Source organism: Desulfovibrio sp. 3_1_syn3 (assembly GCF_000145315.2).
Taxonomy (GTDB): Bacteria; Desulfobacterota; Desulfovibrionia; order Desulfovibrionales; family Desulfovibrionaceae; genus Desulfovibrio; species Desulfovibrio fairfieldensis.
Genome location: NZ_ADDR02000002.1, coordinates 277,407 through 291,056 on the forward strand (window position 1 = coordinate 277,407; position 13,650 = coordinate 291,056).

At 62.9% G+C, this 13,650-nt stretch carries 10 protein-coding genes; 5 read left to right on the forward strand and 5 right to left on the reverse strand.

What is annotated here, in order from left to right; translation table 11 throughout:
• Window positions 1-212 precede the first annotated feature (212 nt).
• On the forward strand, window positions 213-524 hold the full coding sequence (locus HMPREF0326_RS12495; protein ID WP_008684887.1) for a hypothetical protein: 312 nt from the start codon (window positions 213-215) through the stop codon (window positions 522-524).
• Window positions 525-594: 70 nt separating this feature from the next.
• Here the strand turns inward: HMPREF0326_RS12495 and HMPREF0326_RS12500 are convergent, their stop codons facing one another.
• The 4 genes from HMPREF0326_RS12500 to HMPREF0326_RS12515 form a co-directional block, all read right to left on the reverse strand.
• On the reverse strand, window positions 595-1,473 hold the full coding sequence (locus tag HMPREF0326_RS12500) for a hypothetical protein (RefSeq protein ID WP_009302369.1): 879 nt from the start codon (window positions 1,471-1,473) through the stop codon (window positions 595-597).
• A gap of 59 nt (window positions 1,474-1,532) precedes the next feature.
• A complete protein-coding gene (locus HMPREF0326_RS12505; RefSeq protein ID WP_008684883.1) occupies window positions 1,533-2,051 on the reverse strand; it encodes a hypothetical protein in 519 nt (172 codons plus the stop codon).
• A complete protein-coding gene (gene argH / locus HMPREF0326_RS12510) occupies window positions 2,048-3,442 on the reverse strand; it encodes an argininosuccinate lyase (protein ID WP_008684881.1) in 1,395 nt (464 codons plus the stop codon). The genes HMPREF0326_RS12505 and argH overlap by 4 nt, the downstream gene beginning before the upstream one ends.
• Before the next feature lie 275 nt (window positions 3,443-3,717).
• Window positions 3,718-4,923: an argininosuccinate synthase gene (locus tag HMPREF0326_RS12515; protein ID WP_008684880.1), complete on the reverse strand. Its 1,206-nt coding sequence runs from the start codon at window positions 4,921-4,923 to the stop codon at window positions 3,718-3,720.
• A 214-nt stretch (window positions 4,924-5,137) separates the two neighbouring features.
• On the opposite strand from HMPREF0326_RS12515, the gene HMPREF0326_RS12520 reads away from it, so the two are divergent.
• A complete protein-coding gene (locus tag HMPREF0326_RS12520; protein WP_009302372.1) occupies window positions 5,138-5,623 on the forward strand; it encodes a hypothetical protein in 486 nt (161 codons plus the stop codon).
• A gap of 162 nt (window positions 5,624-5,785) precedes the next feature.
• On the opposite strand, the gene HMPREF0326_RS12525 is transcribed toward HMPREF0326_RS12520, so the two are convergent.
• A complete protein-coding gene (locus HMPREF0326_RS12525) occupies window positions 5,786-6,796 on the reverse strand; it encodes an aldo/keto reductase (RefSeq protein ID WP_008684877.1) in 1,011 nt (336 codons plus the stop codon).
• A gap of 420 nt (window positions 6,797-7,216) precedes the next feature.
• Between HMPREF0326_RS12525 and HMPREF0326_RS12530 the strand changes: the two genes are divergently transcribed.
• The 3 genes from HMPREF0326_RS12530 to carB all read left to right on the forward strand — a co-directional run bounded on the left by HMPREF0326_RS12530 (window position 7,217) and on the right by carB (window position 13,649).
• Window positions 7,217-8,131: an AraC family transcriptional regulator gene (locus HMPREF0326_RS12530; protein WP_020990585.1), complete on the forward strand. Its 915-nt coding sequence runs from the start codon at window positions 7,217-7,219 to the stop codon at window positions 8,129-8,131.
• 136 nt (window positions 8,132-8,267) lie between these two features.
• Entirely contained in the window at window positions 8,268-10,271 is a 2,004-nt protein-coding gene (bioF, locus tag HMPREF0326_RS12535) for an 8-amino-7-oxononanoate synthase (protein ID WP_020990586.1), read from the forward strand.
• 135 nt (window positions 10,272-10,406) lie between these two features.
• A complete protein-coding gene (carB, locus tag HMPREF0326_RS12540; RefSeq protein ID WP_008684869.1) occupies window positions 10,407-13,649 on the forward strand; it encodes a carbamoyl-phosphate synthase large subunit in 3,243 nt (1,080 codons plus the stop codon).
• Window position 13,650: the final 1 nt, after the last annotated feature.

Consider the following 13,650-nt stretch of genomic DNA (forward strand, 5'->3'; position numbering starts at 1 on the left):
ACGCCGGCCTGTGCGCCGTCGTGCGTGCGGCCTGACTGACGCGGGAAAACGTCTGCCGCGTTACGGTCTGTCGCTCGGTGCGCGGGGGGCGGAAAAAGTCTTTTTTCTGCCAGGGTAGGGACAGTGGGAGCTAACTTGAGTTGACATATTGAAAATGAATTTCATTTTATATAGAGTGTGTCTCTACGAAATGCTCAGCCCAAGGAGAACATATGGTCAATCGTTTCGGAAGCACCTCGGACATGGTCATTCAAAGCGTCGAGGAAAACGGCGCGCAGTACCTGCTCGCCATTGACGAGAAAGGGCTTTACCTCACCTCGCAGAAATATCTGGACAGCAGTCTGGCGGATCCCAACCGTTATTCCGCGGCCCGCGTCGGCATGTCCGCTCGGTTGGAGGCCCTGCAACTGGACACGGCGGCCCTGACCAGTGCCAACCAGCATCGGGTGAAGAAAATCGGCGAAGGGGATGCCAAGAAGAAAATCAACCCTCTCAAGGCTTCCAAGCGCGGCATGAAAGCCTGAAAAAGATTCGTGGCTGTAGCGGCGGCAAGTCCGTCTCGGCGGGGCGTTCAAAGCGTCCCGCCTTTTCCTTTTACAGCGGTCCGAAAGCCTGGCGTGAAACCGTGAAAAAGTCCGGCGTGAGATCCTCGTGCAGCCAGAAGCCTTCGCAGCCGGGAGAAAGGGCCAGCGAGCCTGTATAGCGGAAAGGACCGTGGCGGTGGGCCCTGCAGTGGCCGCGCGCGGCCTCGGGCCTGAGGTAAATGGCCGAGGGCAGGGCGGGACGCGCGGGTTCCAGGGCCTGCTCCAGAGCGTCGCCCTGGGCAAAAGACAGAATATCCAGATCAAAGGCTTCGGGCTCGGGCAGGATCAGGGCCGGAGCCCGGCGTTCCTCATAGCAGGGCAGGCCCAGCACGCGGGCCGTGTGCGCCACGCTGTCCAGTTCCCCCTTGTGCAGCAGAACCAGTCGGCCCGGACCGGGCTGGCTTTCTTCCAGCAGGGCGCAGAGTCCGGCTTTGTCCAGGCAGAAAATGTCTTCCACGCCGCTGAGTTCCAGACTGACCAGGGCCGCGCCGTGGGGCGTGCCGCCCACACAGACCGCGCCCACCAGGGGCACGTTGGCCAGCAGGGCGGGCGCACAGGCCGCCGTCAACCGGGCCGCGGCCGCGTATTCGGGCGTAAAGGCCAGAACGGCCCAGGGAGCCGGAAACGAGGCCCTATGCCGCCAGAAGCCCAGATGGCCGTCCCGGCGCTCTTCGCGCAGGCAGCCCTGACTCTGGCCGAAATGCATGTGGGCCAGGGCCAGACCGGTTTTCAGGGCGGCCCGGCAGGAAGGCGGCGTGGCCTCATAGGCCTTGGCCGTCAGTTCGTCGTCCAGACGCGCCTCTTCCGCCCATTCCGGCCAGCGGGCGGTGTCTTCAACCGGCTCAGGCGTCGGCTTCCGGGTCAGTTCCGTCTGAAGGGCGTCGGGCATGATTCTTTCCTTATGGCGTTGGTTGGCAGGTCGCGCGTATGCGTTATGTGCTATAACTCCTAGCGGTCCGCCGTCCGACCGGCACATTCGCGCCAGCGAGTGTTGAGCAGAACGTGGGCGTCGACCCGCACGCCCGCGCCGTTCATCTTTTTGGCGGCAAAGGCGCCCCAGGGCAGGTCGGCGCAGTCATTGGCCGCGCGGCGTACCATATCCGCCAGCAGGCCGTCGCGTTTGTAATCATTATAAACAAGTGCCGAGGCCGCGCAAGCGCCGTCGAAACGGCCCGATCCCATGGCTTCCCTTGCCAGCAGTTCCACCTTGGCGTCTTTCTGGGCGTGCCCGGCAAAGCCGGCGGCGCTGTCCACGAGCAGATTTTTGAAAGATCGGCCCCAGGCGTCGGCCTCAAGGTCGATATGCAGGGCCCGGGCCTGTTCCAGCAGGCCCGGTTCCAGAGTCGGAATCTCCGGGCGGCTCAGATACCGCCAGAGAGCGACAACGCTCACGATCAGAATCACCGTGGCGCAGAACAGTAACGGAATTTTCCAACCCGTGGCCTTGTCGGAGCCGGTCGTGCTCATCGTTGCTCCTGCTCGGCAAGCCACAGTTCAAGCTGTTCCAGCTGACGCGCCACGGAGCGAGGACCCGTGCCGCCCGGCGTTTCCCGGCGGCGCACGGCCGCCGCGTAATCCAGCACCGCGTAGACGTCGCTGTCGATGCGCGGCTCCAGGGCCTGTAATTCGGGCAGGGTGAGGTCTTCCAGGCCCTTGCCTTCGCGTTCGGCGGCGGCCACGGCCTGGCCGGTGACATGATGCGCCTCGCGGAAGGGCAGGCCCCTGCCCACCAGATAGTCGGCCAGTTCCGTGGCGTTGAGAAAGCCCGCCTTGCAGGCTTCGCGCATGCGGTCCGTGCGAAAGGTCAGTTCCTCCAGCATCCCGGCCATGAGCCGCAGGGAGGATTCCACCGTGCGGTCCGCGTCCAGGAAGCCTTCCTTGTCTTCCTGCATGTCGCGGTTATAGGCCAGGGGCAGGCCTTTCATGACCGTGAGCAGGCCCGTGAGCGCGCCGTAGACCCGGCCGGTCTTGCCGCGCATCAGTTCGGCCACGTCCGGATTTTTTTTCTGCGGCATGATGGAGGAGCCCGTGGCGTAGCCGTCGGGCAGCTTCACGAAGCCGAAGGCCGGATTGGCCCAGAGGATGATTTCCTCGCAGAGGCGGGAAAGGTGCATCATGGCGGCGGAGCCGTCGAACAGGGCTTCCAGTACGAAATCCCGGTCGGATACGGCGTCCATGGAATTGCCGTAAATTTCCGCAAAGCCCACCTCGTCGGCCACGCTCTGCGGGTCCAGGGGGTAGGTGGTGCCGGCCAGGGCCGCCGCGCCCAGGGGCGAGATGCGCACCCGCTTGAGCGTGTCGGTCAGGCGCAGGGCGTCGCGCCGGAACATCCAGGCATAGGCCAGCAGATGCTGGGCCAGGCTCACGGGCTGGGCGGGCTGCAGATGCGTGCAGCCGGGCAGGATGTCCCCCTGATGCTCGGCGGCGCGTTTGACCAGCACGGCACAGAGCGCGGCGGCGCGCTGCCGCCAGATGTCCAGCCTGTCGGCTACGAAAAGGCGGAAACTCAGACCCACCTGATCATTGCGGCTGCGGCCGGTGTGCAGCTTTTTGCCCACATCGCCGGTCAGTTCGGTGAGCCGGGCCTCGATGTTCATGTGCACGTCTTCCAGTTCCGGCTTCCAGACAAAGCCGCCTGACTCGATCTCGGCGCGCACCCTGTCCAGGCCGTCCGCCAGAATTTGCGCCTCTTCCGGGGTGATCACGCCCTGGCGGCCCAGCATGCGGGCGTGAGCCCGGGAAGCGCGGATATCCTGGGCGTAGAGCGCCCGGTCGTAGGTCTGGGAATCCGTATAGCGGGCCACGGCCTCTTTGGGGCCTTCGGCGAAACGGCCTCCCCAACTCTGATTGGTTTTCATCGTGCGTTCCTCATTGCTGGAAGCGCTGATTAATGAAGATTTTTGTTCTCTGCCAAGGACGGGAAACTCCGGGCGAAGGGAGTATATTCAAATATATTCGACCTTCGCACGGAGCGAGCCGGGCGCGGGCAGAGGGCAAAAAGACCATTACTCAGCGCTTCCGTTATAAAAAAGCCCCGCCCGTGCCGAAGCGGGAGCGGGGCCTTGCGGTCGTGCCGGCACGGGACTGGACCGGATTATCTTTGAAACGCGTTGCATTTCAAAGTTGGAATGCTCTATTTCGCCATCTTGTTTCTGATGGCCGCGTACATGCCCAGGCGCAGGCCGTTGAGGCGGATGAAGCCCGCCGCGTCCTTGTGGTCGTAGTCGCCGCCTTCGAACGTGGCCAGATCCTCGGAGAAGAGCGAGTAGGGAGAGGTACGGGCCAGGGGCCACACGCCGCCCTTGTAGAGCTTGGCGCGCACGGTGCCGGTGACCGTCTCCTGCGACTTGTCGAAAAAGGCCTGCATGGCTTCGCGCTCGGGCGAGAACCAGTAGCCGTTGTATACGGCGTGGGAATAGGGCACGGCCAGCATGTCGCGGATGCCGAGCAGTTCGCGGTCCATGCAGATGCCTTCCAGGTCGCGGTGCAGCGCGAAGAGCAGGGTGCCCGCCGGATTTTCGTACACGCCGCGGCACTTCATGCCCACATAGCGGTTTTCCACCATGTCGTCGCGGCCGATGCCGTGCTTGCCCGCCAGTTCTGCCAGGGTTTTGATAATGGTGTACGGCGACAGCTTCCGGCCGTTGACGGAAACGGGGTTGCCCGCCTCAAAGCCCACTTCGATAATTTCAGGTTCGTTGGGGGCCTGTTCCACGGGCACGCAGCGGTCGTGGCAGATTTCGTGCGGCGCGTTGCCGGGATTTTCCAGTTCGCTGCCCTCAAACGAAGTGTGCAGCATGTTGGCGTCCATGCTGTAGCGCTTGGCCTCTTTGGAAATGAAGATGCCGTGCTTTTCGGCAAAGGCGGTCAGGGCCGTGCGGGACATGAGATCCCACTCGCGCCAGGGCGCGATGACCCGGATTTCCGGGGCCAGGGCCTTGGCGGAAAATTCGAAGCGCACCTGATCATTGCCCTTGCCCGTGGCACCGTGCGCGATGGCGTCGGCGCCTTCCTTGCGGGCGATGTCGATAAGGGCCTTGGTGATGCAGGGGCGCGCGATAGAGGTGCCCAGCATGTAGCGGTTTTCGTAGCGGGCCGCGCCGCGCATCATGGGGAAGACGAAGTCGCGGGCCATTTCTTCGCGCAGGTCAACCACATAGGCTTTGGAAGCGCCGGTTTTCAGCGCTTTTTCCTCCACGCCGGAAAGATCCTCGGGCTGGCCCAGGTCGGCGGTGCAGGTGATGACCTCGCAATGGTAGGTTTCAATGAGCCATTTGAGAATAACGGATGTATCCAGCCCGCCGGAATAGGCGAGCACGACTTTTTTGACGTCTTGCATGCTAGAGCCCCCTTGTGGATTCGGGGGAGTAGTATTGCCCAAAAAAGACCGGGGCGCAAGTCCCGGCACCGGGCGCGGGAACTGCGGGGAGGCGTTACGGGGCGGCCCTGTCGTCCGTGATTTTTTACTTGCCAGCGGGGAGAGATGGTATTAGGTCTGGCCGGACGTTGTCACGCGTCATAATCTTTTGTTTTTTCTGTAAAAGGAGACTTTCATGTTGCAGTTTTTCGGCAGGATTTCCCTGCTGGTCGCGGCCGCCGTGCTGGCCGTCGCTCTGGCCGCCCCGGCTCAGGCCGCGGAAGTGAAAACCAAATATTTCAGCATTGACCTGCCCGCTGACTGGACCCAGCCCCAGCCCGTGCAGGAAGGCAACGGCGCTTTGATGGCCCTGTTCGTCAGCGGCAAGGACGGCAGCGCCGTGACCATCACGGTGGTGGCCAACGGCATGTCCGCCAAGGACGCGGCCACCCAGACCGTGGCCAATATGAAGAACGGCGGCATGTCGCCCAGCGATCCGGTGGAAAAGAACGGCCTGTATGAGAGTTCGTTCAGCCAGGGGGCCGGCAAGGGCATGTCCTGGTTCGGCTCCAACGGCAAGGAATTTGCCGTGACCACGGTGCTCGGCAGCTCCCTGGACAGCGCCAAGGCTCTGCTCAAGGGCCTGAAGCCGGTGGACGCCAAACTCTTCCCCAAGTTCTAAAGCCGTATCTCCGCCTTCGGGCGTGAGCTGTTTTCCAGGCCGGACGCGATATGACGCGCGTCCGGCCCGTTTTTTTTGCGTCGGGCTGTAGGTCGCCCGGTTTATTCTCTGCCCGGTTTCGTGCATGTTCCGATCATCTCTCCTGTACGGAGAGTTGCATCGCTATTCGAGAATAACGGATTGAACCGTACCCAGTTTGACGATGTCGCTGTCTTTTCTGTCGCCGTGTATGGCGATCTTGCCCAGGGCCTTGTCGATCTCGGCAAGCTCTTCAGGCAACAGGGCAACGTCCGTCGCGCCGAAGTTTTCCGCCAGGCGTTCGTCCTTGCGCATACCGGGAATGGGCACGATAAAGTCTTTTTTGTGCAGCAGCCAGGCCAGGGCGAGTTGCGCGGGCGTGGCCCGCTTCTCCGCGGCATAGGACCGCAGCAGGTCAAGAAGCGACTGGTTGGCTTCCATGTTTTCCCTGCTGTATCGTGTGATGACGCGCCGCACGTCATCGCCCGTAAACTTCGTATCCTTGTCGTATTTGCCGCTGAGAAAACCGCCGCCCATGGGAGAGTAGGCTTCAAAACCGATGCCGAGTTCCTGGCAGGTCGCCAGCACCTCTTTTTCGGGCCGCCGCTGCATGAGGGAATATTCATTCTGCACGGCGGCCAGGGGCGTTACGGCGTGCGCAATGCGGATCTGTTCCGCCGTCGGTTCGGATTGCCCCCAGGCCCTGATTTTGCCCTCCTGAATGAGTTCGCCCATCCAGAAGGCGACTTCCGCGGGATCGCTGTCCTCGGGGACCCGGTGCTCGTAGTAGAGATCGATATACTCGGTTTGCAGGCGTTTCAGAGAGGATTCAAGCGCGTTCCTGAGTCCTTTCCGGCTGAGTTTTCCCTCCGGAATTTCCTGGCCGGGCAGGAAAACGGGCATGAACTTTGTCGTCAGGATCACGTTATCCCGAATGGGCTTCAGCGCCTTGCCCACCAGCTCTTCATTGGCATAGGTCGCATACACTTCGGCTGTGTCGAACAGGGTGCAGCCGTATTCGTCATAGGCTTTGCGCATAAGCCTGATGGATTCCCCTTCGGAGGGCACAGCGCCGTAGCCGTGGCTGAAGCCCATGCAGCCCATGCCGATGGCCGATACTTCCAGGCCGCTTTTTCCCAGCCGTCTTTTTTTCATGATCTGTTTTCTCCTGTGTTCAGGGTTATGTCCGCGATGCGAACGGCGTTTCATGGGATGCGCCAGAGCGGTTGACGCATTTCATGCGTGAGCCGCTCCGCAAGGATTCGCAGACAAATCCTTGCCGCGAAATGCGAGTAGACGGGCTTTGCCCGTCGCAAACGAGCATTTCAAATGCTGCATGCTCTTATAGCTGCGCCCCGGCCCGGGAGATAGAGACATTCCTCTCTGTTTTCTGCCTGTTTCTCTATAGCTGAATGAAAAACACTTGATCCGTGATCCGGATAATTATACGAATATATATGGCTGTCCCTGAAAAGACATGTGCGCGGAGTTTTTCACATCTGCCTGATTCTCCTGGAAAATGTTGCGGCGAGAAACGGCGGCGGAGGAGAGAACGGATCAGGAAGGAGGCGTTGTATGGCGGAAAACAGACGTGTGGATGCGGACAGGAACTGGGCCGTGCTCAGGGCGAAACTGCTTGGCGGGGCGCCGGGGGCGGGAAATTATCCCACAGCGGTCAAAGGTTTCGTGCTGCATTGCAATACAAGCAGCGCCGATCCCTGGCCCAACTTTTATCAGCCGGTGATCATTGTGGTGGCCCAGGGCCGGAAGCTGGTAAGAATCGGCGGGGATGAGTACCATTACGGCGAAAATGTCTGCTTTGTGGCCGGGGTGGACATGCCGGTCACCAGTTGCGTCATGGAGGCCAGCGAGGAAAAGCCGTACCTGTCCATGTCGCTGAATCTGGACGCCGCCCGTATTGCGAACCTTGCGGCCAGGGTGCCGCCGCCGTCCCCCGGCGACGCCGCGCCCAGGGGGGCGGCGGTGCAGGCTGTCGGTCCCGGCTTGCTGGATGCGTTTTTGCGTCTGCTCGAACTGACGGAAACGCCGGAGCACATTCCTGTCATGGAAAACCTCCTGCTGGATGAAATCCACTATCGGTTGCTTGCGGGTCCGTTCGGCGGCATTCTGCGCAGCCTCAATACCCTGGGCTCACAGGGCAACCAGATTTCGCGGGCCATATCCTGGCTGAAAGAGAATTACAAAGAGCCGTTGCGGGTGGAAAAGCTGGCCGGGCAAACCAATATGGCTCCATCGACCTTTCACAAATATTTCAAGCAGATCACCACATTGAGCCCGTTGCAGTACCAAAAGCGCCTGCGCCTCAGCGAAGCCCAGCGCCTCATGCTGTCCGGCGGGCACGATGTGACGCAGGCCGCTTTTGCCGTGGGCTACGAAAGCCCTACGCAATTCATCAGGGAATACAAGCGCCTGTTCGGCAATCCGCCGCGCAGGAATGTCATGCGGATGAAGGGAGCCCTGAGCGCGTGAGCCATATCTGAAGGCCCTGCGCGCCGGCTTGCGTCCGGCCTTTTGCCGGGCCTCTCGACCGCGCGGGGCAAGTCTGGCATGCTGGGCAGGCCGCGCCGGATACGGGCGGCCATGAGAATCAAGGACAGGATACGGCATGCAGTTGTTCAGCGTGAAAATGCGCGCCAGCCGAAAGGTTCGGGGTGAGGAAGAGCATATTTCCGGGGCGGAGCGCATTGTCGGGGCGCAAGGCGTGCCCGCGCTAACCCATGATCTGGTGACCCGCGCCCAGCGCCACGGCAAGGGAAACCCCGATTTCATCAACATCAAGGTGGAGGCCGTGCCGGAATCCGCCTGCCTGCGCCTGTCGGCCCTGCCCGTGCGCGCGCTGGACTGCGCGGACGCCGCCTCCGGGCTGCGTCTGGCGGCCGGACTGCTGCGGCAGGCGGGCGTGCCCGCGCCGGAAGCCGTGCTGGCCCTGATGCGCGCGGCGGGCGGCCTGCGCGGGGCCATGCTGCTGGATGCCGACAGCCTGGAGCGGCTGGAGCCGGACAGGGCGCGCGGCGTCCGCGCCACCTATATGGACAGGGCCGACGCGGCATCTTTTTCCGCGCCTTCCGGCACGTCGGGAAAAAATCACTATCAGGAAGCCCTGGTGCTGGCCACCAAGGTGGCGCATGCGCCCCATATTCTTGCCGAGATCTGCATTTCGGACGATCCGGATTATGTGACCGGCTATGTGGCCTCGCGCGAGCTGGGCTATGTGCGCATCGCCAGGATGAAGGAACCCGGCTCGCCGGAGGGCGGACGCATTTTCCTGTACCGGGGTCCCAGGGAGCGGCTCGCCGCCACGCTGGACTTCATCGAGCGGCGGCCGGTGCTGGTGGAAAGCCTTCCGGACGCGCCCGTTTTTCGCGCGGGCGATTCCGCGGTTGCGGCTGTTTCCGGTCCGCCGGATGATGCGGAGAACATGACGGATAAGGCGGGCAGGGCGGACAAGTGGGCTTTTCTGGACGAACGCCTGGAGCGCCTGCGCGCAAACGGCCTGCGCCGTCATATCCGGGACATGGCTTCGGCCCCCGGTCCGCGCGTGCGCTGTGAAGGCCGGGAGCTGCTTCTGCTGGCCTCCAACGACTATCTGGGCCTGGCCGATGACGCGCGGGTCAAAGCCGGGGCCGCCGAAGCGCTCGTGGCCTGGGGCGCGGGCACGGGCGGCTCCCGCCTGACCACGGGCGGCCTGGAACTGCACAGCGAGCTGGAGCGACGCCTGGCGGCGTTCAAGCATGCGGAGGCCGCGCTGCTGTTCAATACCGGCTACATGGCCAATGTGGGCGTGATCACGGCCCTCTGCGGCCGGGGCGACGTGATTTTCAGCGACGAGCTGAACCATGCCAGCATTATTGACGGCTGCCGCCAGAGCCGGGCGGAGATCGTGGTCTACCGCCACAATGACATGGCGGATCTGGAGGCCAAGGCCCGCCGTTATGCGGGCCGCCGGGGCCTGATCGTCAGCGACGCGGTGTTCAGCATGGACGGGGATGTGGTTCCCTTGCCGGAACTGTTGCGCATCGCGGACCGCTACGGCTTCCTTTCCATGCTCGACGAGGCGCACGCCACCGGCGTTCTTGGGGCCACGGGGCGCGGCACGGCGGAACATTTCGGCCTTGCCGCCGCGCCGGACGTGACCATCGGGACCTTGAGCAAGGCCCTGGGCAGCGAGGGCGGTTTTGTCTGCGGCCAGGCGCGGCTCATCGAATATCTGAAAAACAGCGCGCGCAGTTTCATTTTTTCCACCGCGCTGTCGGCCGCGCCCGTGGCCGCCGCCCTCGCGGCCCTGGATGTCCTCTGCCGGGAGCCTGAGCGCGTGCGGCGTCTGCGGGACAATACGGCCTTTTTCTGCGCCAGTCTGAAGGAGCGGGGCATGGACGCGCATTCCTCAAGCGCCATCGTGCCCCTGCTCGTGGGCGACGAGGGCGTGGCCCTGAACGCGGCGGAGCGGCTCTTTGAGGCCGGATATTTTCTTTCGGCCATCCGCTATCCTTCGGTGGCCAGGGGGCGCGCCCGGCTGCGGGTCACGCTGCGCAGCGATCATACGCCGGAAGATCTGGCGGAAGCCGCCCGTCAGACGGCGCTGGCCCTGGGATCGGCGCGTCGAGGCTGACCCGGTCCTGGCGTCCGGAGGAAAATTCTTGACTGACAGGCCAGGCGTAACGTAGAAATAATCGTTTTGAGCCACAACGGTACGGCTGCACTTTGTCATTATTTCTGACTCTCCTAAAATCCGCAGGAATACCCCATGCCCAAGCGTACGGATTTACACAAAATTCTGGTTATCGGCGCGGGTCCCATCATCATCGGCCAGGGCTGCGAGTTCGACTACTCCGGTTCCCAGGCCGTCAAGGCCCTCAAGGAAGAAGGCTATGAGGTGGTGCTGGTCAACTCCAATCCGGCAACCATCATGACCGATCCGCAGATGGCCGACGCCACCTACGTGGAGCCCATTGAACAGGACACTCTGGCGGCCATCATCCGCAAGGAACGGCCGGACGCCCTTCTGCCCACCCTGGGCGGCCAGACGGCATTGAACGCCGCTCTTGGACTTGCCAAGAGCGGCGTTTTGTCGGAATGCGGGGTGGAGCTCATCGGCGCGCGCGCCGAGGTCATTGAAAAGGCCGAAAGCCGCGAACTCTTCCGCGAGGCCATGGAAAACATCGGCCTGAAAATGCCCGCCAGCGGCATTGCCCGCAATCTGGACGACGTGCGCCGTCTGGGCAATGTGCTGCCCTTCCCGCTCATTGTGCGCCCGGCCTTTACCCTGGGCGGTACGGGCGGCGGCGTGGCCTACAATCTGGAGGATCTGGAGGAGGTGGCCGCGCGCGGCCTTTCCGCCAGCCCCACCTCGGAGGTCATGATCGAGCAGAGCGTGCTGGGCTGGAAGGAAATCGAGATGGAGGTCATGCGCGACCAGAAGGACAACTGCGTGATCATCTGCTCCATCGAGAACTTCGACCCCATGGGCGTGCACACCGGCGACTCCATCACCGTGGCCCCGGTTCAGACCTTGTCCGACATGGAATACCAGAAGATCCGCGACGCTTCCATCGCCATCATGCGTGAGATCGGCGTCGAAACCGGCGGCAGCAACGTGCAGTTCGGCGTCGATCCGGCAAACGGCGACATTGTGGTCATTGAAATGAACCCGCGCGTGTCGCGTTCCTCGGCCCTGGCCTCCAAGGCCACGGGCTTCCCCATCGCCAAGATCGCGGCCAAACTGGCCGTGGGCTATACCCTTGACGAGTTGCGCAACGACATCACCCGCGAGACCGTGGCCAGCTTCGAACCGGCCATCGACTACTGCGTGGTCAAGATCCCGCGCTTCACCTTTGAGAAATTCCCCGGCGCCAAGGATGAGCTGACCACCTCCATGAAGAGCGTGGGCGAGGCCATGAGCATCGGCCGCACGTTCAAGGAAGCCCTGCAAAAAGGTCTGCGCTCCATGGAAATCGGCGCGCCGGGCCTGGGCTACAACTTCCGCGCCGAGCTGCCTTCGCGCGAAGCCATTCTGGAGGCCCTGCACCGGCCCAATTCGCGCCGCGCCTTCACCCTGCGCCAGGCCCTGGTGGCCGGGATCAGCGAGGAGGAGATCTTCGCGGCTTCGGCCATTGATCCCTGGTTTATCCGTCAGGTCAAGGACATCGTGGACATGGAGGCCCATATCCGCGATTTCGGCCTGGCCAATGACATGACCCCGGCCAATGCCGATCTGGCCGTGGTGCTGCGCGAAGCCAAGGAATACGGCTTCTCCGACCGGCAGCTTTCCGAAATGTGGAAGCGGCCCGAAGGCGATATCCGCCGTCTGCGCAAGGAAATGGGCATCGTGCCCACCTATTATCTGGTGGACACCTGCGCCGCGGAATTCGAGGCCTACACCCCCTATTTTTACTCCACCTACGAAACCGGCGACGAGCTGGCGGTCAAGGATTGCCGCAAGGTGCTCATTCTGGGCGGCGGGCCCAACCGCATCGGCCAGGGCATCGAGTTCGACTACTGCTGCTGCCATGCCTCCTTCGCCCTGCGCGATGCCGGGATCATGGCTATCATGGCCAACTCCAACCCGGAAACCGTGTCCACGGACTATGACACTTCGGACCGGCTCTACTTCGAGCCCCTGACCTTCGAGGATGTCATGAACATCGTGGAAAAGGAAAAGCCCGAAGGCGTCATTGTCCAGTTCGGCGGCCAGACCCCGCTGAACCTGGCCGTGCCCCTGATGCGCGCGGGCGTGCCCATTCTGGGCACCTCGCCCGACGCCATTGACCGCGCCGAGGACCGCGAGCGCTTCCAGGCCCTGATTCAGAAACTGGGGCTTTTGCAGCCGCCCAACGGCACGGCCATGGACCTGGAGGAAGCCCTGGAAGTGGCCGAGCGCATCACCTATCCCGTGGTGGTGCGGCCCAGCTACGTGCTGGGCGGCCGGGCCATGGCCGTGGTCTACGATGCCGCCGAACTGGCCGATTACTTCCGCGAACAGGTGCCGGAAAAGCCGGAACATCCCATCCTCATCGACAAATTCCTGGAACACGCCGTGGAAGTGGACGTGGACGCCCTTTCCGACGGCCGGGAAGTTTATGTGGCCGGGATCATGGAACATATCGAGGAAGCGGGCATCCATTCCGGCGACTCGGCCTGCGTGCTGCCTTCCTTCTCGCTCTCCTACGACCATGTGGCGCTCATCGCGGCCCAGGCCGAAGCCCTGGCCCGCGAACTCAGGGTCGTGGGTCTGATGAACATCCAGTTCGCCATCAAGGGCGACGACATCTATATTCTGGAAGTCAATCCGCGCGCCTCGCGCACCGCGCCTTTTGTCTCCAAGGCCACGGGCGTGCCCCTGCCGTATCTGGCAACCCAGGTCATGCTGGGCAAGAGCCTGGACGAACTGGACCCCTGGAGCATGCGCAAGGGCGGTTTCACCTGCGTGAAAGAGGCGGTCATGCCCTTCCAGCGCTTCCCCGGCGTGGACATTATCCTGGGACCGGAAATGCACTCCACCGGCGAAGTCATGGGCATGGGTTCCAACTTCGGCGATGCTTTTCTCAAAAGCCAGCTGGGCGCGGGCCAGGTGTTGCCGCAGGGCGGCAAGATCTTCCTCTCGGTCAACGACCGCGACAAACCCTTCCTGCCCGAAGTGGCGGCCATGTTCGCCAAGCTGGGCTTCCGGCTGCTGGCCACGCAGGGCACGGCAAATGTGCTGCGCGAGCATGGCCTTGAGGTGGAGGAAGTGCGCAAGGTCTATGAAGGGCGGCCCAATATCGTGGACCTGCTCATCAACCATGAGGTGGACCTGGTCATCAACACGGCCTCGGGCAAGCACACGGCCAGGGATTCCAAGGCCATCCGGCGCGCGGCCCTGACCTACAAGGTGCCGTACTGCACCACCATCGCGGCGGCCCGGGCCACGGCCACGGCCATCGGCTCGCGGCGGGACGAAACCCATGTGGAAAGCCTGCAGGAATACTACGCGCGGGAAGCGCGGGGGTAAG

What these genes read in the sequence shown, in the direction of transcription:
- HMPREF0326_RS12515 (WP_008684880.1), bottom strand. Translation starts at nt 4,923, where the DNA reads ATGCAAGACGTCAAAAAAGTCGTGCTCGCCTATTCCGGCGGGCTGGAT.
- HMPREF0326_RS12520 (WP_009302372.1), top strand. Translation starts at nt 5,138, where the DNA reads ATGTTGCAGTTTTTCGGCAGGATTTCCCTGCTGGTCGCGGCCGCCGTG.
- HMPREF0326_RS12505 (WP_008684883.1), bottom strand. Translation starts at nt 2,051, where the DNA reads ATGAGCACGACCGGCTCCGACAAGGCCACGGGTTGGAAAATTCCGTTA.
- HMPREF0326_RS12495 (WP_008684887.1), top strand. Translation starts at nt 213, where the DNA reads ATGGTCAATCGTTTCGGAAGCACCTCGGACATGGTCATTCAAAGCGTC.
- carB (WP_008684869.1), top strand. Translation starts at nt 10,407, where the DNA reads ATGCCCAAGCGTACGGATTTACACAAAATTCTGGTTATCGGCGCGGGT.
- HMPREF0326_RS12500 (WP_009302369.1), bottom strand. Translation starts at nt 1,473, where the DNA reads ATGCCCGACGCCCTTCAGACGGAACTGACCCGGAAGCCGACGCCTGAG.
- argH (WP_008684881.1), bottom strand. Translation starts at nt 3,442, where the DNA reads ATGAAAACCAATCAGAGTTGGGGAGGCCGTTTCGCCGAAGGCCCCAAA.
- HMPREF0326_RS12525 (WP_008684877.1), bottom strand. Translation starts at nt 6,796, where the DNA reads ATGAAAAAAAGACGGCTGGGAAAAAGCGGCCTGGAAGTATCGGCCATC.
- bioF (WP_020990586.1), top strand. Translation starts at nt 8,268, where the DNA reads ATGCAGTTGTTCAGCGTGAAAATGCGCGCCAGCCGAAAGGTTCGGGGT.
- HMPREF0326_RS12530 (WP_020990585.1), top strand. Translation starts at nt 7,217, where the DNA reads ATGGCGGAAAACAGACGTGTGGATGCGGACAGGAACTGGGCCGTGCTC.